Origin of the sequence: Paragemmobacter ruber (assembly GCF_009908315.1) — a bacterium.
GTDB classification, from domain to species: domain Bacteria; phylum Pseudomonadota; class Alphaproteobacteria; order Rhodobacterales; family Rhodobacteraceae; genus Paragemmobacter; species Paragemmobacter ruber.
Map to the genome: position 1 here is coordinate 170,157 of NZ_JAAATW010000003.1, position 14,676 is coordinate 184,832.

At 66.1% G+C, this 14,676-nt stretch carries 12 protein-coding genes; 8 read left to right on the forward strand and 4 right to left on the reverse strand.

Annotated elements, in window-relative coordinates:
• Positions 1-8 precede the first annotated feature (8 nt).
• Both prfB and GU920_RS13025 read left to right on the forward strand, forming a co-directional pair.
• Positions 9-1,136, forward strand: a complete 1,128-nt coding sequence (gene prfB / locus GU920_RS13020; RefSeq protein WP_161767528.1) for a peptide chain release factor 2 — start codon at positions 9-11, stop codon at positions 1,134-1,136.
• 76 nt (positions 1,137-1,212) lie between these two features.
• Positions 1,213-2,022, forward strand: coding sequence for a DUF2189 domain-containing protein (locus GU920_RS13025; protein ID WP_161767529.1), 810 nt, complete (start codon positions 1,213-1,215; stop codon positions 2,020-2,022).
• Between the two features lie 59 nt (positions 2,023-2,081).
• Here GU920_RS13025 and GU920_RS13030 read toward each other — a convergent pair whose 3' ends face one another.
• The 4 genes from GU920_RS13030 to GU920_RS13045 all read right to left on the reverse strand — a co-directional run bounded on the left by GU920_RS13030 (position 2,082) and on the right by GU920_RS13045 (position 5,413).
• Positions 2,082-2,600: a bactofilin family protein gene (locus GU920_RS13030; protein ID WP_161767530.1), complete on the reverse strand. Its 519-nt coding sequence runs from the start codon at positions 2,598-2,600 to the stop codon at positions 2,082-2,084.
• Positions 2,590-3,930, reverse strand: a complete 1,341-nt coding sequence (locus tag GU920_RS13035; RefSeq protein ID WP_161767531.1) for a DUF5930 domain-containing protein — start codon at positions 3,928-3,930, stop codon at positions 2,590-2,592. The genes GU920_RS13030 and GU920_RS13035 overlap by 11 nt, the downstream gene beginning before the upstream one ends.
• A 168-nt stretch (positions 3,931-4,098) precedes the next feature.
• Positions 4,099-4,941: a ferritin-like domain-containing protein gene (locus GU920_RS13040; protein ID WP_161767532.1), complete on the reverse strand. Its 843-nt coding sequence runs from the start codon at positions 4,939-4,941 to the stop codon at positions 4,099-4,101.
• Positions 4,942-4,951: 10 nt separating this feature from the next.
• Complete coding sequence (locus GU920_RS13045; protein ID WP_161767533.1) at positions 4,952-5,413, reverse strand: peroxiredoxin; 462 nt, start codon at positions 5,411-5,413, stop codon at positions 4,952-4,954.
• Between the two features lie 104 nt (positions 5,414-5,517).
• On the opposite strand from GU920_RS13045, the gene GU920_RS13050 reads away from it, so the two are divergent.
• From GU920_RS13050 to GU920_RS13075, 6 genes are all read left to right on the forward strand, one after another.
• Positions 5,518-8,898 (forward strand): hypothetical protein, encoded by a 3,381-nt coding sequence (locus GU920_RS13050; protein ID WP_328799272.1) that lies wholly within the window; start codon positions 5,518-5,520, stop codon positions 8,896-8,898.
• Positions 8,895-9,929, forward strand: coding sequence for a tRNA preQ1(34) S-adenosylmethionine ribosyltransferase-isomerase QueA (queA, locus tag GU920_RS13055; RefSeq protein WP_161767534.1), 1,035 nt, complete (start codon positions 8,895-8,897; stop codon positions 9,927-9,929). The genes GU920_RS13050 and queA overlap by 4 nt, the downstream gene beginning before the upstream one ends.
• A gap of 90 nt (positions 9,930-10,019) precedes the next feature.
• Positions 10,020-11,240, forward strand: a complete 1,221-nt coding sequence (locus tag GU920_RS13060) for an MFS transporter (protein ID WP_161767535.1) — start codon at positions 10,020-10,022, stop codon at positions 11,238-11,240.
• 82 nt (positions 11,241-11,322) lie between these two features.
• Positions 11,323-11,916 (forward strand): DUF924 family protein, encoded by a 594-nt coding sequence (locus tag GU920_RS13065; protein ID WP_161767536.1) that lies wholly within the window; start codon positions 11,323-11,325, stop codon positions 11,914-11,916.
• A 78-nt stretch (positions 11,917-11,994) separates the two neighbouring features.
• Positions 11,995-13,389, forward strand: a complete 1,395-nt coding sequence (gene lpdA, locus GU920_RS13070) for a dihydrolipoyl dehydrogenase (RefSeq protein ID WP_161767537.1) — start codon at positions 11,995-11,997, stop codon at positions 13,387-13,389.
• Positions 13,390-13,492: 103 nt separating this feature from the next.
• Positions 13,493-14,653, forward strand: coding sequence for an MFS transporter (locus GU920_RS13075; protein WP_161767538.1), 1,161 nt, complete (start codon positions 13,493-13,495; stop codon positions 14,651-14,653).
• The last annotated feature ends 23 nt before the right edge of the window (positions 14,654-14,676 follow it).

Here is a 14,676-nt window from a genome sequence, read left to right on the forward strand (position 1 = left end):
GGTATTCCATGCGCTCTGAGACGCAGAACAATGTCGATGCGATTGCCAAGTCGCTGAAGCTCTTGGCACAGCGGATGGATTGGGACACCGCGCCGCATCGGCTTGAGGAATTCGATGCGATGATCGAGGCGCCCGATCTGTGGAACGATCCGGCCAAGGCGCAAAAGCTCATGCGGGAACGGCAGGCGCTGATCGAGGCGATCTCCACTTATCGCATGATCGACAGCGGCCTGCGCGACAATGTCGAACTGATCGAATTGGGCGAGGCCGAGGGCGATCAGGAAATCGTGGCCGAGGCCGAGGCCGCGCTTAAATCGCTGGTGCAGGTGGCCGCCGCAAAGGAGCTTGAGGCGCTTCTGGATGGCGAGGCTGACGGCAACGACACCTTCCTTGAAATCAACGCCGGTGCGGGCGGGACGGAATCCTGCGACTGGGCCTCGATGCTGGCGCGGATGTATGTCCGCTGGGCCGAGAAGAAGGGCTACAAGGTTGAACTTCAGGCCGAAACCGCGGGCGAAGAGGCGGGCATCCGCTCTGCCGCCTACAAGATTTCGGGGCAGAATGCCTATGGCTGGCTGAAGTCGGAATCGGGCGTGCATCGTCTTGTCCGCATCTCGCCCTATGACTCGGCGGCGCGGCGGCACACGTCCTTTTGTTCGGTCTGGGTCTACCCCGTGGTGGATGACAATATCGAAATCGTGGTCCCCGACAGCGAGATCCGGATTGATACCTACCGCTCCTCCGGGGCGGGCGGCCAGCACGTGAACACCACCGACTCCGCCGTTCGGATCACCCACCTGCCCACCGGCATCGTCGTCACCTCGTCTATGAAATCGCAGCATCAGAACCGCGAGATTGCGATGAACGCGCTGAAATCGCGGCTCTACCAGATGGAACTGGACCGCCGGAACGCCGAGATCAACGCCCAGCACGCCGCCAAGGGCGAAGCCGGATGGGGCAACCAGATACGGTCCTACGTCCTGCAGCCCTATCAGATGGTCAAGGATCTGCGCACGGGCGTGGAAACCTCGGATACGCAAGGGGTGCTTGACGGCGATCTGGATCAATTCATGGCGGCCACGCTGGCCATGGATGTGGCGGGCAAATCGCGGGCCGAGGCAACGGCGCAAGACTAAGCCGCGCCCGAGATACATCTTTGCGCCGTCCCCGCGCCCGGTTTACCCTGATCCGGGGTGAGGGGGGAGGAAGGCCATGTCAGATCAGGCGTCCCGAGATGGGACGGGTGCCCTAGGCGCGCCACAACCGGCGCGGCCCGAGGTCTTGTCGCTGGACCTGGGCGATCTGCGCCACGCCTTGGCGGTAGGATGGGCCGACTTCCGGGCCCATCCCCTGCTCGGCGCCTTCTTTGCCGCCGTCTATGTGCTGGGCGGGTGGCTTTTGACCTATGCCTTCACCGCGCAGGGACAGGTCTGGTGGACGCTGCCCGCGGCCGCAGGCTTTCCGATCCTTGGTCCTTTTGTCGCTTGCGGTCTTTACGAGATCAGCCGCAGGCGCGAGGCGGGCGAGGCCTTGGTCTTCCCCGCGATTCTGGGCGCGGTGGCCCGTCAGAAGGACCGCCAGATCCCGTCGATGGCGGCGGTGATCGTGGTCTTCTTCCTGTTCTGGAATTTCCTGTCCCACATGATCTTTGCCCTGTTTCTGGGGCGGGCGACGATGCAGAACGTCTCTTCCTCGCTCGACGTGTTCCTGACGGCGCAAGGGATCGGGATGCTCGCCTTCGGCACCGCTGTCGGCGCCGCCCTGGCGACCCTGCTTTACGCGCTGACGGTGGTCAGCCTGCCCATGCTGATGGATGACCGCGAGGTGGATTTCGTGACGGCCATGCTCACCTCCATGGCGCTGGTGCGCGAGAATCCTGCCGTCATGCTGGGCTGGGGGGCCTTTATCGCTGTGCTGCTGTTCGCGGGTATGCTGCCGGGCTTTCTGGGACTGTTCATCGTGCTGCCCGTGCTCGGCCATGCCAGTTGGCACCTCTATCGCCGTGCCGTCCACTGGGCCTAGACGCCTATGCAAAAAGGGCGCCCCGGGGGCGCCCTGTCACTGGGTCCATCCGCTTGGGGTCAAAGCGCGTCGGGCTTCGGCGTCGGCGCGGGGGCAGGGGCCGCCGCCGGGGCGGGTGCCGCCGTGCGGCCCTGTGCCAGCGGGTCTTCCTGCCGCTGGACGGAGCCTTCGAAATGCGCGCCGCTTTCGATGGCGATTGTCTTGTGGATGATGTCGCCTTCCACCCGCGCGGTGGAGGTGAGGCGCACCTTCAGGCCCCGCACCCGGCCGATCACCCGGCCATTGACGACGATATCATCCGCCACGATCTCGCCCCGGATGGTCGCGCTTTCGCCCACGGTCAGAAGATGCGCGCGGATGTCGCCTTCCACCGTGCCTTCAACCTGAATGTCGCCCGTGGTGCGCAGGTTGCCGACGACCGTCAGATCCGACGACAGAACCGAAGCCTGAGCTTTGCCCTTGGGGGTGGACGGGGTGAAATCCGTGCTGGGTTTGGTCACGCCTGCCTCCGGTGCTTTGGGCTTTTCCGCCTCGGCCTGCTTGGGGCCCGGCTCATTGATTCGGCTCTTAGAAAACATCTCTCGCTGCCTTTATGAAGGTCATCGGGTTGATTGCTTCGCCCCCGATACGGATCTCGTAGTGAAGATGCGTGCCGGTGGAGCGTCCTGAATTGCCCATATCACCGATCCGGTCGCCGCGCGATACCCGATCGCCCACGTTGACACGGATTTGCGACAAATGGGCGTAGCGGGTTTCGATCCCGAACTCGTGCCGGATCTTCACCAGACGGCCATAGCCGCTTTCCCACCCGGCATGGATCACGACACCATCCGCCGTCGCCAGAATGGGCGCGCCATAGGCCCCGGCCATATCCTGCCCCTCATGCCGACGCCAGCCGCGACCGAAAGGATCGCTGCGCCCGCCAAAGCCGCTGGTATACCGGACCGGCGTGTTGACCGGCGAGGCGAAGGGCGTCTTGAAAGCCGCGATGCGGTACATGTTCATGCGGTCCAGCCCTTGCAGGATCGCGTTGGCGCGGGTCGCCTCAGGCGTGGCCCGGCTGCCGGAGGTTGACAGCGAGATGGGCGCCAGCGGCCCGCCGGTCCCCGAATAGCCCTGGCGCACCGAATCCAGCAGGTCGTCCGGCGACAGCCCGGCATCGCGGAACATGTTGTCCAGCGGTTCCATCGACACGGTCACCGCTTCTTCAAGCTGGGCGAAGATGACGTCGTTCTGACGTTCCATCTCGCGCTTTTCGGCCATGATTTCTTCGGCGCGCTCGGCGGCTTTCTGGGCCGCGCCTTCCATCAGGTCGCGCTCCTGCGCGGCCGCGCCCAGCGCTTCGGTCAGGATTGCCAGCGTATCGACCGTGTCGCGCTGGCGCCCCTCTTCGCTGCGCACCGATCCGGTGCTTGCGGCCAGCGCTTGGGCCACTTCATCGGCCTTGGTGCGGGCCTCGTCGCGTTCGATGATGGTGCGGCGCAGGGTGGACTGGATCACTTCGATCCCGGTCTCCAATTCGCGGCGACGGTCCTCGGACGCCAGCAGCCGCGCCTGCATGTCGGCCACCTGTTCCAGCGCAAGGTTGAAGCGTTCCTGCGCCCGCGCGGCCTCGTCTGCGCGCAGGTCGCGGTCCTGCGACAGGGCGTTGAGCCGTTCCTCATACATCGCCTGCTGGCGCTGTGATTGTTCGCGCGACGATCCCGCCCCGATCGAATCCATCATCAGAACCGCCGTCGCCACGATCGTCCAGGCCACGAACATGGCGCAGCCGGTCATCGCGATCAGCTGCGTGGCAGGGCGGAGGCGGATGAAGCGGGTCTCTGTATCAGATTTCAGAAACAGTCTTTGTTCGGGAAGAAAACGCTCAAGGGTGGCGTTTATCCGATAGGTGACACGCGTCATCACTTGGCAGGGTTCCGTGCGTTGCTGAAAAGGACGGGCGACATGCCCCCATGCGGAGACGCCTTTTGATTAGCCAGCGCGTTCCCACCCCGCAACAGAATTGACCAAATGGCTGGAAACCCTGCCGGAAAACCGCCGCAAGTCGGCAGAAACCCGCCGATATCGGGCGGATTACTCTGCCCCTTGTTCTGCGTCGGCCTCGGGTCCGTCCACCAGCGGCCAATAGAAATCGGGCGGCAGGCCCGCCTCAGCCCGCTTTTCGGCATTGAAGGGCGGCTTCAGGCTGCCGTGGAAATAGCGGCGCACCAGATCGTGGAAGACATCCTTCGGATCGCGCCCCTCGCGCCCGCACAGCCAGTTGAACCACTTTGATCCATAGGCGACGTGACCCACCTCTTCGGCATAAATCGTTTCCAGCGCGGCAACGGCACCCGTGGCACCCGCCTTGCGGAACACCTCGATCATGCCCGGCGTCACATCCAGCCCCCGCGCCTCCAGCACCATGGGAACCACGGCCAGACGACCCAGCAGATCCTCGGCCGTGTCCTCGGCCGCGCGCCACATGCCGGCATGGGCGGGCAGGGCGCCGTAATGGCTGCCCATGGCTTCCAGGCAATCGCAGATCAGGTTGAAGTGTTTGGCCTCCTCATCCGCCGCCTTGACCCAGTCATCATAGAAACCGGGCGGCATCGGATGGTGGGTGAAGCGGGCGATGATGTCCCAGTGCAGGTCCACCGCGTTCAGTTCGATATGCCCCACCGCATGCAACAGCGCGATGCGCCCGGCCTCGCTGCCCGGGCGGCGGCGCGGCACGTCGCGCGGGGGAAGAAGATCGGGCTTGGCGGGCCGCGCAGGCCGCAGCGGCGGCTGCGCCTGCCCGATGGGCAAGGGCGCACCGGCGGCGCGTGCGGCGAACCACGCCGCCGCATGGCGCCGCCCCAGCGCCGTCTTTGCGCGCCCATCGGCGGTGGTGAGAACCTCCACCGCCATCTCGGCCAGCGTCTGCGCCGCCATCCCCGCGCCCTTACAGCGCCTTGGCTGCGGCGAGAACCTCTTCCGCATGGCCCTTGACGGACACCTTGTTCCACACCTGCGCCACCTTGCCGGTGCCGTCGATCAGGAAGGTCGTCCGCTCCACCCCCATATAGGTTTTGCCATACATGCTCTTCTCCACCCACACCCCGTAATCCTCGCAGGTGTGGCCCGCCTCATCGGAAGCCAGGATGATGCCCAGCCCGTGCTTCTTGCAGAACTTGTCATGCGCCTTCACGCTGTCCTTGCTGACACCGATCACCGTGGTGCCTGCGGCGGTGAAATCGGCCAGACGGGCGGTGAAATCCTGCGCCTCCAGCGTGCAACCGGGGGTGTCGTCCTTGGGGTAGAAATACAGCACCACCTTGCCCGGACGCAGCGCGGAAAGCGTGACGTCCTGCCCGCCATCGCGCGGCAGGGTGAAATCGGGGGCGGTTGCGCCTGCGGTGATCATTGGGCGGCTCCTTGCATTGTGACGATGGATGCTTTGCGTTCTAGTTGCCTTCGGGCGAAGATAAAGGCAATCCCGGCATTCAAGGAATGGAGGGGTCACGCAGGGTGTCCGATAACCACCTGCACGCCACCGGGGCCGAGACGGCGCCCGACACGGCCACCCTGCCAGACGGGGGGCAGGCGCCTGCGCGCATGGCCCGTCGCCGCCCGCTGCGCAACGGCCTGATCGGGCTGATCGTCGTCCTTATCCTTGGCTTCGGGCTGGGCTTCATGGTGCTGGGACTGACGGGCAGCTATCTGCGTCTGCCCGTCTGGGCCGTGGCCGAGGCGGAAGCGCGGGTCAACCGCGCCCTTGCCCCGGCCTTTCCAGAAAACGCCCTCGCCATCGGCAGCGTGGAGATCGGGGTTGATGAAGACTGGGTTCCGCGCCTGCGGCTGGAGGATACGCGCCTCTTGCACCAGGATGGAAGCCCGGTCCTGATCCTGCCCGAGATCCGGCTTGCCTTCTCGCTCGATGCGCTGAAGCAGGGCGAGATACGGCCAAGCAGCCTGCGCCTGTCCGGAACGCGGATTGATCTGACGCGCGAAAGCGACGGGTCTTTCGACATTGCCTTCGGCGGCGCAACCGACCGCCGCATCGACAGCCTGACCGCGGTCTTCGCGCTGATCGACGAGGCGTTCGATACCCCCGTCCTGTCGCGGCTGCAGGCGATCGAGGCCGATGCCCTGACGCTGACGCTGACGGATCGTCTTTCGGGCCGCGTCTGGGATCTGGGCGACGGCCGCTTGCGGCTGGAGAACGGCAACGAAGAGGTGCGCGGACAGATGGCCGTGTCGCTGATGGGGGCGGATGGCAACCCCGCGCAGGCGCAGCTGACCGCGATCACTCGCAAGGGCGAGGCCGCGGCGCGGCTGTCGGCCAAGGTGGACCGCATCCGCGCGGCCGATCTTGCCGCGCTGATCCCGCCGCTGGCGCCGCTGGGTGCCGTCGATGCCCCGATCTCGGGCGAGGTTTCGGCACGGCTTTCAGCGGAAGGGGTGACCGGGATGGAGGCGACGCTGGCCTTCGGCGCGGGCGCCCTGCGCCCGACCGAGGCGGCGGTGCCCATCGCCTTTGACCGCGCCGCGATGCAGGTGAGCTATGATCCGGCGCGCGGGCGCGTGAACATGACCGCCTTCGATGTGGAAAGCACGACGCTGCGCCTGCGTGCAACGGGGCACAGCTACCTGACCGATGCGGCAGGCAACATCCTGACAGGCCCGCTGGGCGCGCGCCCGGCGCATAGTTTCCTGACCCAAGTGCATATCTCGGAAATGCAGGTGGATCCCGAGGGGCTGTTCCAGAAACCCGTGCGCTTTTCCGAAGGGGCGATTGACCTGCGGCTGCGGCTCGATCCCTTCTCGATCGACATCGGGCAGGTGGCGCTGGTGGAAGACGGGCGCCGTCTTGCCGCCAAAGGCACGGTCAGCGCGGGGGCGGAGGGCTGGACGGCGGCCGTGGACCTGACGCTTGATTCCATCGGCCATACCGACCTGCTGGCGATCTGGCCGGTCAAGCTGGTGCAGCGGACGCGGGATTGGCTGGCGCAGAACGTGCTGGAAGGCACGCTGACCGACGTGAAGGCCGCGCTGCGCATCGCGCCGGGCAGGGAACCCGTGCTGTCGATGGGCTATGATTTTTCAGGTGCCGATGTGCGTTTCATCCGCACCCTGCCACCCATCCGCGATGCCGATGGTTATGCCACGATCGAAGGGATGACCTACACGATGGTGGTCAGCCGGGGATCGGTCACTCCCCCCCTCGGTGGCGTGATCGACATGTCGGGATCGGTCTTTTCCGTGCTCGACATCACCCGCCGCCCCGCACAGGCCGAGGTCGTGCTGCGCACCGACTCGACCCTCACTGCCGCACTCTCCCTGCTGGATGAACCGCCTTTCGGCTTTCTAACAAAGGCCGGGCGCCCCGTCGATCTGGGTGAGGGGCGCGCGGTGCTGGAGGCGACGCTGCGCTTCCCCCTCGTGCCGCGGATCACGGCGCAGGATGTGGGCTTTTCGGTCACGGGGCGGGTGTCGGATTTCCGCAGCGACCGGCTGGTGACGGGCAAGACCGTCTCTGCGCCCGACCTTTCGCTGTCGGCCGATCCGCGGGGCCTGCGCGTGGCCGGCCCCGGCACGATCGGACGTGTCCCCTTTGACGTGACGTTCCTGCAGCCCTTCGGCAAGGATGCCCCCCCGGCCAGCATCGAAGGCACCGTCGCCCTGTCGCGGGACACGATCACCGAGTTCGGCCTCGGCCTGCCCGAGGCCATCGCGCGCGGCGACGGTCAGGGGATGGTGACCATCACGCTGCCCAAGGGCGCGCCCGCCGAACTGCGCCTCGTGTCGGACCTGAACCGCATCGAACTGGCCATCCCGGGCACGGGCTGGCGCAAGCCCGCGGGGCGGCTCGGGCGGCTGGAACTGGCGGCCACGCTGTCGAAACCTGCCCGCATCGACAGCCTGACGATCGCGGCGCCGGGGCTTGACGCGCGGGGACAGGTATCGCTGCGCCCGGATGGCAGCCTCGATGTGGCGGATTTCACCGAGGTTGATCTTGACGACTGGCTGTCGGGCCGTGTGCGCATCTCGGGCCGTGGGGCCGGGCGGCCCGTGGCGGTGCTGGTGTCGGAGGCAAGCGTTGACCTGCGGCGCAGGCCCACGGATGCGGGCGGGGACGGGGCAGGGGGGAACGCGGTCGATATACCGCTGACCTTCGCGCTGAACCGCCTGCGCGTGACGGATTCCATCTCGCTGACCGATTTCCGGGGCGAGTTTTCGGTGCGGGGCGGTTTCAACGGCAATTTCAGCGCGCTGGTCAACGGGCAGGCGGCGGTGACGGGGACGGTGGTCCCCACCGACAACGGCGCCGCCGTGCGCGTGCTGTCGGACAATGCCGGGGGTGTGCTGGCCTCGGCCGGGGTGTTTGCCTCGGCACGGGGGGGGCAGCTTGATCTGCGGCTTCTGCCGCGCGGGGCGGCCGGCGTATACGATGGCAGCGCCGATATCCGCAACTTCCGCATCGTCGATGCGCCCGTTCTGGCGGAACTGCTGAACGCGGTCTCTGTGGTGGGGATATTGGAGCAACTGAATGGCGAAGGGCTGGCCTTCGGGCAGGGGCTTGCTGAATTCGTCCTGACGCCTGACGCCGTGCAGATCACCCGTGGCTCTGCCGTGGGCAATTCGCTGGGCGTGTCCTTGGCCGGGGTCTATGGCACGCGCGACGGACGGCTGGACTTGCAAGGGGTGGTATCGCCGATCTACATGCTCAACGGCATCGGGGCGATCCTCACGCGGCGTGGTGAAGGGCTGTTCGGCTTCAACTACAGCCTGCGCGGCACCAAGGACCGCGTGGCCGTGTCGGTCAATCCGCTGTCGATCCTGACCCCGGGCATGTTCCGTGACCTGTTCCGGGGCGAACCGCCACGACTGGAAGGCCCTGACGGATGAAGCTTTCGGATTTCGATTTCGACCTGCCCGAGGCGCTGATCGCCACGCGGCCCGCCCGCCCGCGCACCCATGCGCGCCTCCTGCTGGCCGAGGGCGACAGGATTGCCGATCATCACGTCTACGATCTGCCGCGCATCTTCCGCCCCGGCGACCGGCTGATCCTGAACAATACACGGGTAATCCCCGCCCGCCTGACCGGGCAGCGCAGCCGGGGCGATGCGACGGCGAAGATCGAGATCACGCTTCTGGAACCGGCGGCAGAGGGCTGGCGCGCGCTGGCAAAACCCCTGCGCAAGGTCAACGAGGGCGAGGTCATCCGCTTCTCGGACCGGCTCTCCGCCACCGTGGCCGAAAAGGGCGCGACGGACCTGCGCCTGACCTTCAACCTTGTGGGCGAAGATTTCGATGCCGCCCTGGCCAAAGCCGGGGCCATGCCCCTGCCGCCCTATATCGCGGCCAAGCGCGCGCCCGACGCACAGGATGCCACCGATTACCAGACGGTCTTCGCCCGCCACGCCGGGGCGGTCGCCGCGCCCACCGCATCGCTGCATTTCGACGAGGCGCTCTTGCGGGAACTGGCCGATATTGGCGTGGCCTTCACCGAGGTGACGCTGCATGTGGGGGCAGGCACCTTCCTGCCCGTGAAGGTCGATGATGTGACCACCCACCGGATGCACGCCGAATGGGGGCAGGTGACCCCGGGCGCGGCGGCCGAGATCAACGCCACGAAACAGGCGGGCGGGCGGATCATTCCGGTGGGAACCACCGCGCTGCGGCTGATCGAATCCGCCGCCGATGATGGCGGCACGATCCACCCCTGGACGGGGCCCACCGACATCTTCATCTATCCCGGTTACCGCTTCCGCATCACCGATGCGCTGATGACCAACTTCCATTTGCCCAAATCCACGCTGATGATGCTGGTCTCGGCGCTGATGGGGCCAGAGCGGATCCGGCGGATCTATGCCCATGCGGTGCAAGACGGGTATCGCTTCTTCAGCTACGGCGATTCCTCGCTTCTCATTCCCTGACGGGCGCGCTAAGCGCGGTGTCGTTTTTCAGACCCCGCACCCCGCTTTGGGTGCTAGTCTCTGTCCACCCCTGATTTGCCCGGTGCGCCCATGCTGAAAGTGATCTCCACCTCATGGCCGCTGCTTCTGGGCGTGATGCTCCTGATGGTCGGCAACGGGATTCAGGGCACGCTTCTGGGCATCCGGGGCGCGATCGAGGGGTTCTCGACCTTTGAAATCTCGCTCGTGATGTCGGCCTATTTCGTGGGCTTTCTGGCAGGATCGCAGATGGCGCCTGCCATGATCCGCAAGGTGGGCCATGTCCGCGTCTTCGCGGCGCTCGGCTCGCTCATCTCGGCGGTGCTGGTGGTCTATCCCGTCGCCGCCGACTGGATGGTGTGGACCGGGCTGCGCGTGCTGATCGGCTTTTGCTTTTCGGGCATCTACATCACCGCCGAAAGCTGGCTGAACAACGCCGCCACCAACGACACGCGCGGTCAGGCCCTGTCGGCCTACATGATCGTGCAGATGGTGGGCATCATCGCAAGCCAGGCCATCCTGAACGTGGGCGATCCGTCGGGATTTGTGCTGTTCGTGATCCCGTCGGTCCTTGTGTCGCTGGCCTTCATGCCGATCCTGCTTGCGCCCACACCCGCCCCCACATTCGAGACAACCAAAGGCCTGTCCTTCCGCGCGCTCTTCCGCATCTCGCCCTTGGGATGCGTGGGCATGCTGCTGACGGGGGGCGTCTTTTCGGCGATGTTCGGCATGGCCTCGGTCTGGGGATCGCTCGAGGGGTTGTCGGTCCGCGACATCTCGATCTTCGTGGGGGCGCTCTATGTGGGCGGGCTGGTGCTGCAATATCCCGTGGGCTGGCTGTCGGACCGGATGGATCGCCGCCTGCTGATCACGGGCCTGTCGGGCATTGCCACGGTGACGATGTTGATCGCGGGGGTCTTCGATCTGCCCTTCATCGGCTATCTGATCGCGGCGCTTCTGCTGGGCGGGATCACCAACCCGGTCTATGCCCTGCTCATCGCCTATACCAACGACTTCCTGTCCAAGGATGACATGGCCGCAGCCAGCGCTGGGATGATCTTTCTGAACGGCTTTGGCGCGATCTTCGGCCCGCTTGTCACCGGCTGGATCATGGGGCGGGTGGGGCCGGGCGGGTTCTTCCTGTTCATCGCCGCGCTCTACCTCGCGCTCACGGCCTATGCGCTGTGGCGGATGTCGCGCCGTGCCGCGCCCGGAAGCAGCGCGCCTTCGGCCTTCATCGTGCCGACCGCATCCTCGGTGGCCGCCGCAGCGGTGATTGACAAGGACCGCTGAGGGCGCATGGCGGCGGGGCGGTTGCGCGCCCGGCCGTTCCCTGCCACGCTGCCCGGGCAAGGCAAGTGGAAAGGCGCGGCGCATGTCCGATCCGGTGGAGATTCTGGATTTCTGGCTGGGCGAGATCGGCCCCGAGGGCTGGTATGCCGGGGGCGATGAGATCGATGCCATCTGCCGCGCGCGGTTCATCGACATCTGGCAAGCCGCCCGTGACGGGGGGCTTGACCACTGGATTGACGGGACGGTGGGCACGCTGGCCTTCATCATCCTGACCGATCAGTTGCCGCGCAATATGTTCCGTGGCACGGCAGACAGCTTTGCCACCGACCCCCGCGCGCTGGCCGCGGCGCGCCTAGCGCTGGCGCAGGGCTGGGACATGGGCGCCCCCGAGCCGGAACGGCAGTTCTTCTACATGCCCTTCGAACATTCCGAAAACCCGGACGATCAGGCGCTTGCCCTGCGCCTGATGGAGGAACGGCTCGCCTCTGATCCCGACAAGGCGCTGCATGCCCGCGCCCATCAGGCGGTGATCGCCCGCTTTGGCCGTTTCCCGGGGCGGAATGCGGCGCTGGGGCGGGTGTCTTCGGCCGCAGAACAGGACTGGCTCGATCAAGGCGGCTACGCCGCCGAGGTGCGCCGATTGCAGGCCACGGGCAGCCATGCGCCCGATGCATAGGCCCCCGGCGTTGCCTTCGTTGCTTGGCGTCCGAAAATAGTTTAAGGCCAAACCAATTTCTTTGAGGGAGGAAAACCGATGGCCGCTGCCTATGATGTGATCGTGATCGGAGCAGGTCCCGGCGGCTATGTCGCCGCCATCCGGGCGGCGCAATTGGGCAAGAAGGTGGTCATCGTCGAGCGTGAGAACCTTGGCGGCATCTGCCTGAACTGGGGCTGCATCCCGACGAAGGCGATGCTTCGTTCGGCCGAGGTGTTCCACCTCATGCACCGCGCCAAGGAATTCGGGCTGAGCGCCACGGGGATCGGCTATGACCTGCCCGCCGTCGTGGCGCGGTCGCGCGGGGTCGCCAAACAGCTGTCCTCGGGCATCGGCCATCTGATGAAGAAGAACAAGATCGCCGTCGTGATGGGCGAGGCGACGATCCCCGCAAAGGGCCGCGTCATCGTCAAGACGGACAAGGGCAGCGAGGAGTTGACCGCCCCCGCCATCATCCTTGCCACCGGCGCGCGGGCCCGCGAATTGCCGGGGCTGGAAGCCGATGGCGATCTGGTCTGGACCTATCGCCACGCGCTGCAACCCAAGCGGATGCCCAAGAAACTTCTGGTCATCGGATCGGGGGCGATCGGGATCGAATTCGCGTCCTTCTTCAACACCCTTGGCGCCGATACGACGGTGGTCGAGGTGATGGATCGCATCCTGCCGGTGGAAGATGCCGAGATCGCCACTTTCGCGAAGAAGCAGTTCGTGAAGCAGGGCATGAAGATCATGGAAAAGGCGGCGGTCAAGAAGCTGGATCGCAGGCCGGGGCAGGGTGTCACCGCCCATATCGAAATGGGCGGCAAGATCGAGACGCATGAGTTCGACACCGTGATCTCGGCCGTGGGCATCGTCGGCAATGTGGAAAACCTCGGGCTCGAGGCGCTGGGGGTGAAGATCGACCGCACCCATGTGGTGACCGATGAATATTGCCGGACCGGCGTCGAGGGGCTTTACGCCATCGGCGACATCGCCGGTGCGCCGTGGCTGGCGCACAAGGCCAGCCATGAAGGCGTGATGGTGGCGGAACTGATCGCGGGCGGCCATCCGCACCCGATCAAGCCCAATTCCATCGCCGGCTGCACCTATTGCCACCCGCAGGTGGCATCCGTCGGGCTGACCGAGGCAAAGGCGAAAGAGGCGGGCCATACCGTCAAGGTCGGGCGGTTCCCCTTCATCGGCAACGGCAAGGCCATCGCGCTGGGTGAGGCGGAGGGCATGATCAAGACGGTCTTCGACGCCAAGACGGGCGAGTTGCTCGGCGCCCATATGGTGGGCGCGGAAGTGACCGAACTGATCCAGGGCTATGTGATCGGCCGCACGCTGGAGACGACCGAGGAAGACCTGATGAACACCGTCTTCCCGCATCCGACCCTGTCCGAGATGATGCACGAAGCGGTGCTTGACGCCTACGGTCGCGCGCTTCACTTCTGACGTCCTCCCCGGATCGGGTGGGGAAGGGGGGCTGTCTGCCCCCCACAGGCCGCTGCGCGACCCTCCCCCCGAGGGTAGTTTCGCCAAGATGAAGGGGCCGGACATGCGGGCTGTGGTGACGGTGTTCGTGCTCTGGTTGGCGGGACTGGGATCGGCCGCGCAATTCGGCAAGCTGTCGGTGGCCTTCGATCTGATGGCCCTGCGCTATCCCGAACAGGGGGCGGCGGGGATTGGCCTGATCGTTTCGATCGTGGGGATCGTCGGTCTGATCTTCGGCACCACGGCGGGGCTTCTGGTGGCGCGGATCGGCCCGCGCCGCGCCATCGTGGCGGCCATGCTGCTGGGGGCGCTGGTTTCGGCCCTTCAGACCCTTGATCTGCCTTATGCGCTTTTGATCCTGACACGGGTGCTGGAGGGGGTGTCACACCTTGCCATCGTCGTTGTCGGCCCCACGATGATCGCGGGCATCGCGGCAGGCCGACATCAGGGCCTTGCAATGACGCTGTGGAGCAGCTTTTTCGGGGTGACCTACGCGCTTCTGGCCATGATCGCCCCGCCCCTGCTGGCAGCGGGCAGTGTGGTGCCGCTCTTTCTTGGCCATGCGGCATGGATGGCCGGTTTGGCGATTGTCCTTGCCGTCCTGTTGCCTGCCGATCCTGCCGCCCCGCCGCTGCCTTCCCTCATGGGTCTGATCCGGCAGCACGGCACCATCTATGCGTCGCCATCCATGGCCGCGCCTGCGTTGGGCTTTGTGTTCTACACCGCACTCTATGTGGCGCTGCTCACGCTCTTGCCGCCCTTGTTGCCGCCCGAGGATCGCGCCATCGCCGCCGCCGGGATGCCGCTTGTGTCCATCGCCATCTCGCTGACCTTGGGGGTGTGGGGCCTGCGCTTCCTGTCTGCCGTGCGGATGGTGCAGGCAGGCTATGCGGCGGGGCTGGTGGCGACGCTCGTGCTGTGGGCCGGTTGGGGGCAGGGCATGGTGACCCTTGGGGCGGCCTTCGCGCTGTCTGGCGCCATGGGCATCGTGCAGGGGGCAAGCTTCGCCTCCATCCCGCAACTCAATCTGACTGCGGAAAGCCGGGCCATGGCATCGGGCGCGGTGGCGCAATTGGGGAATGTGGGCACGACGCTGGGCACGCCCATGCTTGCGCTGCTGATCGCCGCGATGGGGCCGATGGGCGCGGTCGCCTTTGCCGCGCCACTCTGCCTTGCGGGGATTGCCGCCCATGCCGTGCAGTCCCGCCGCCGTCGCCAAGGGTAATCCTGCAGCAGCCGGGCGGGGGA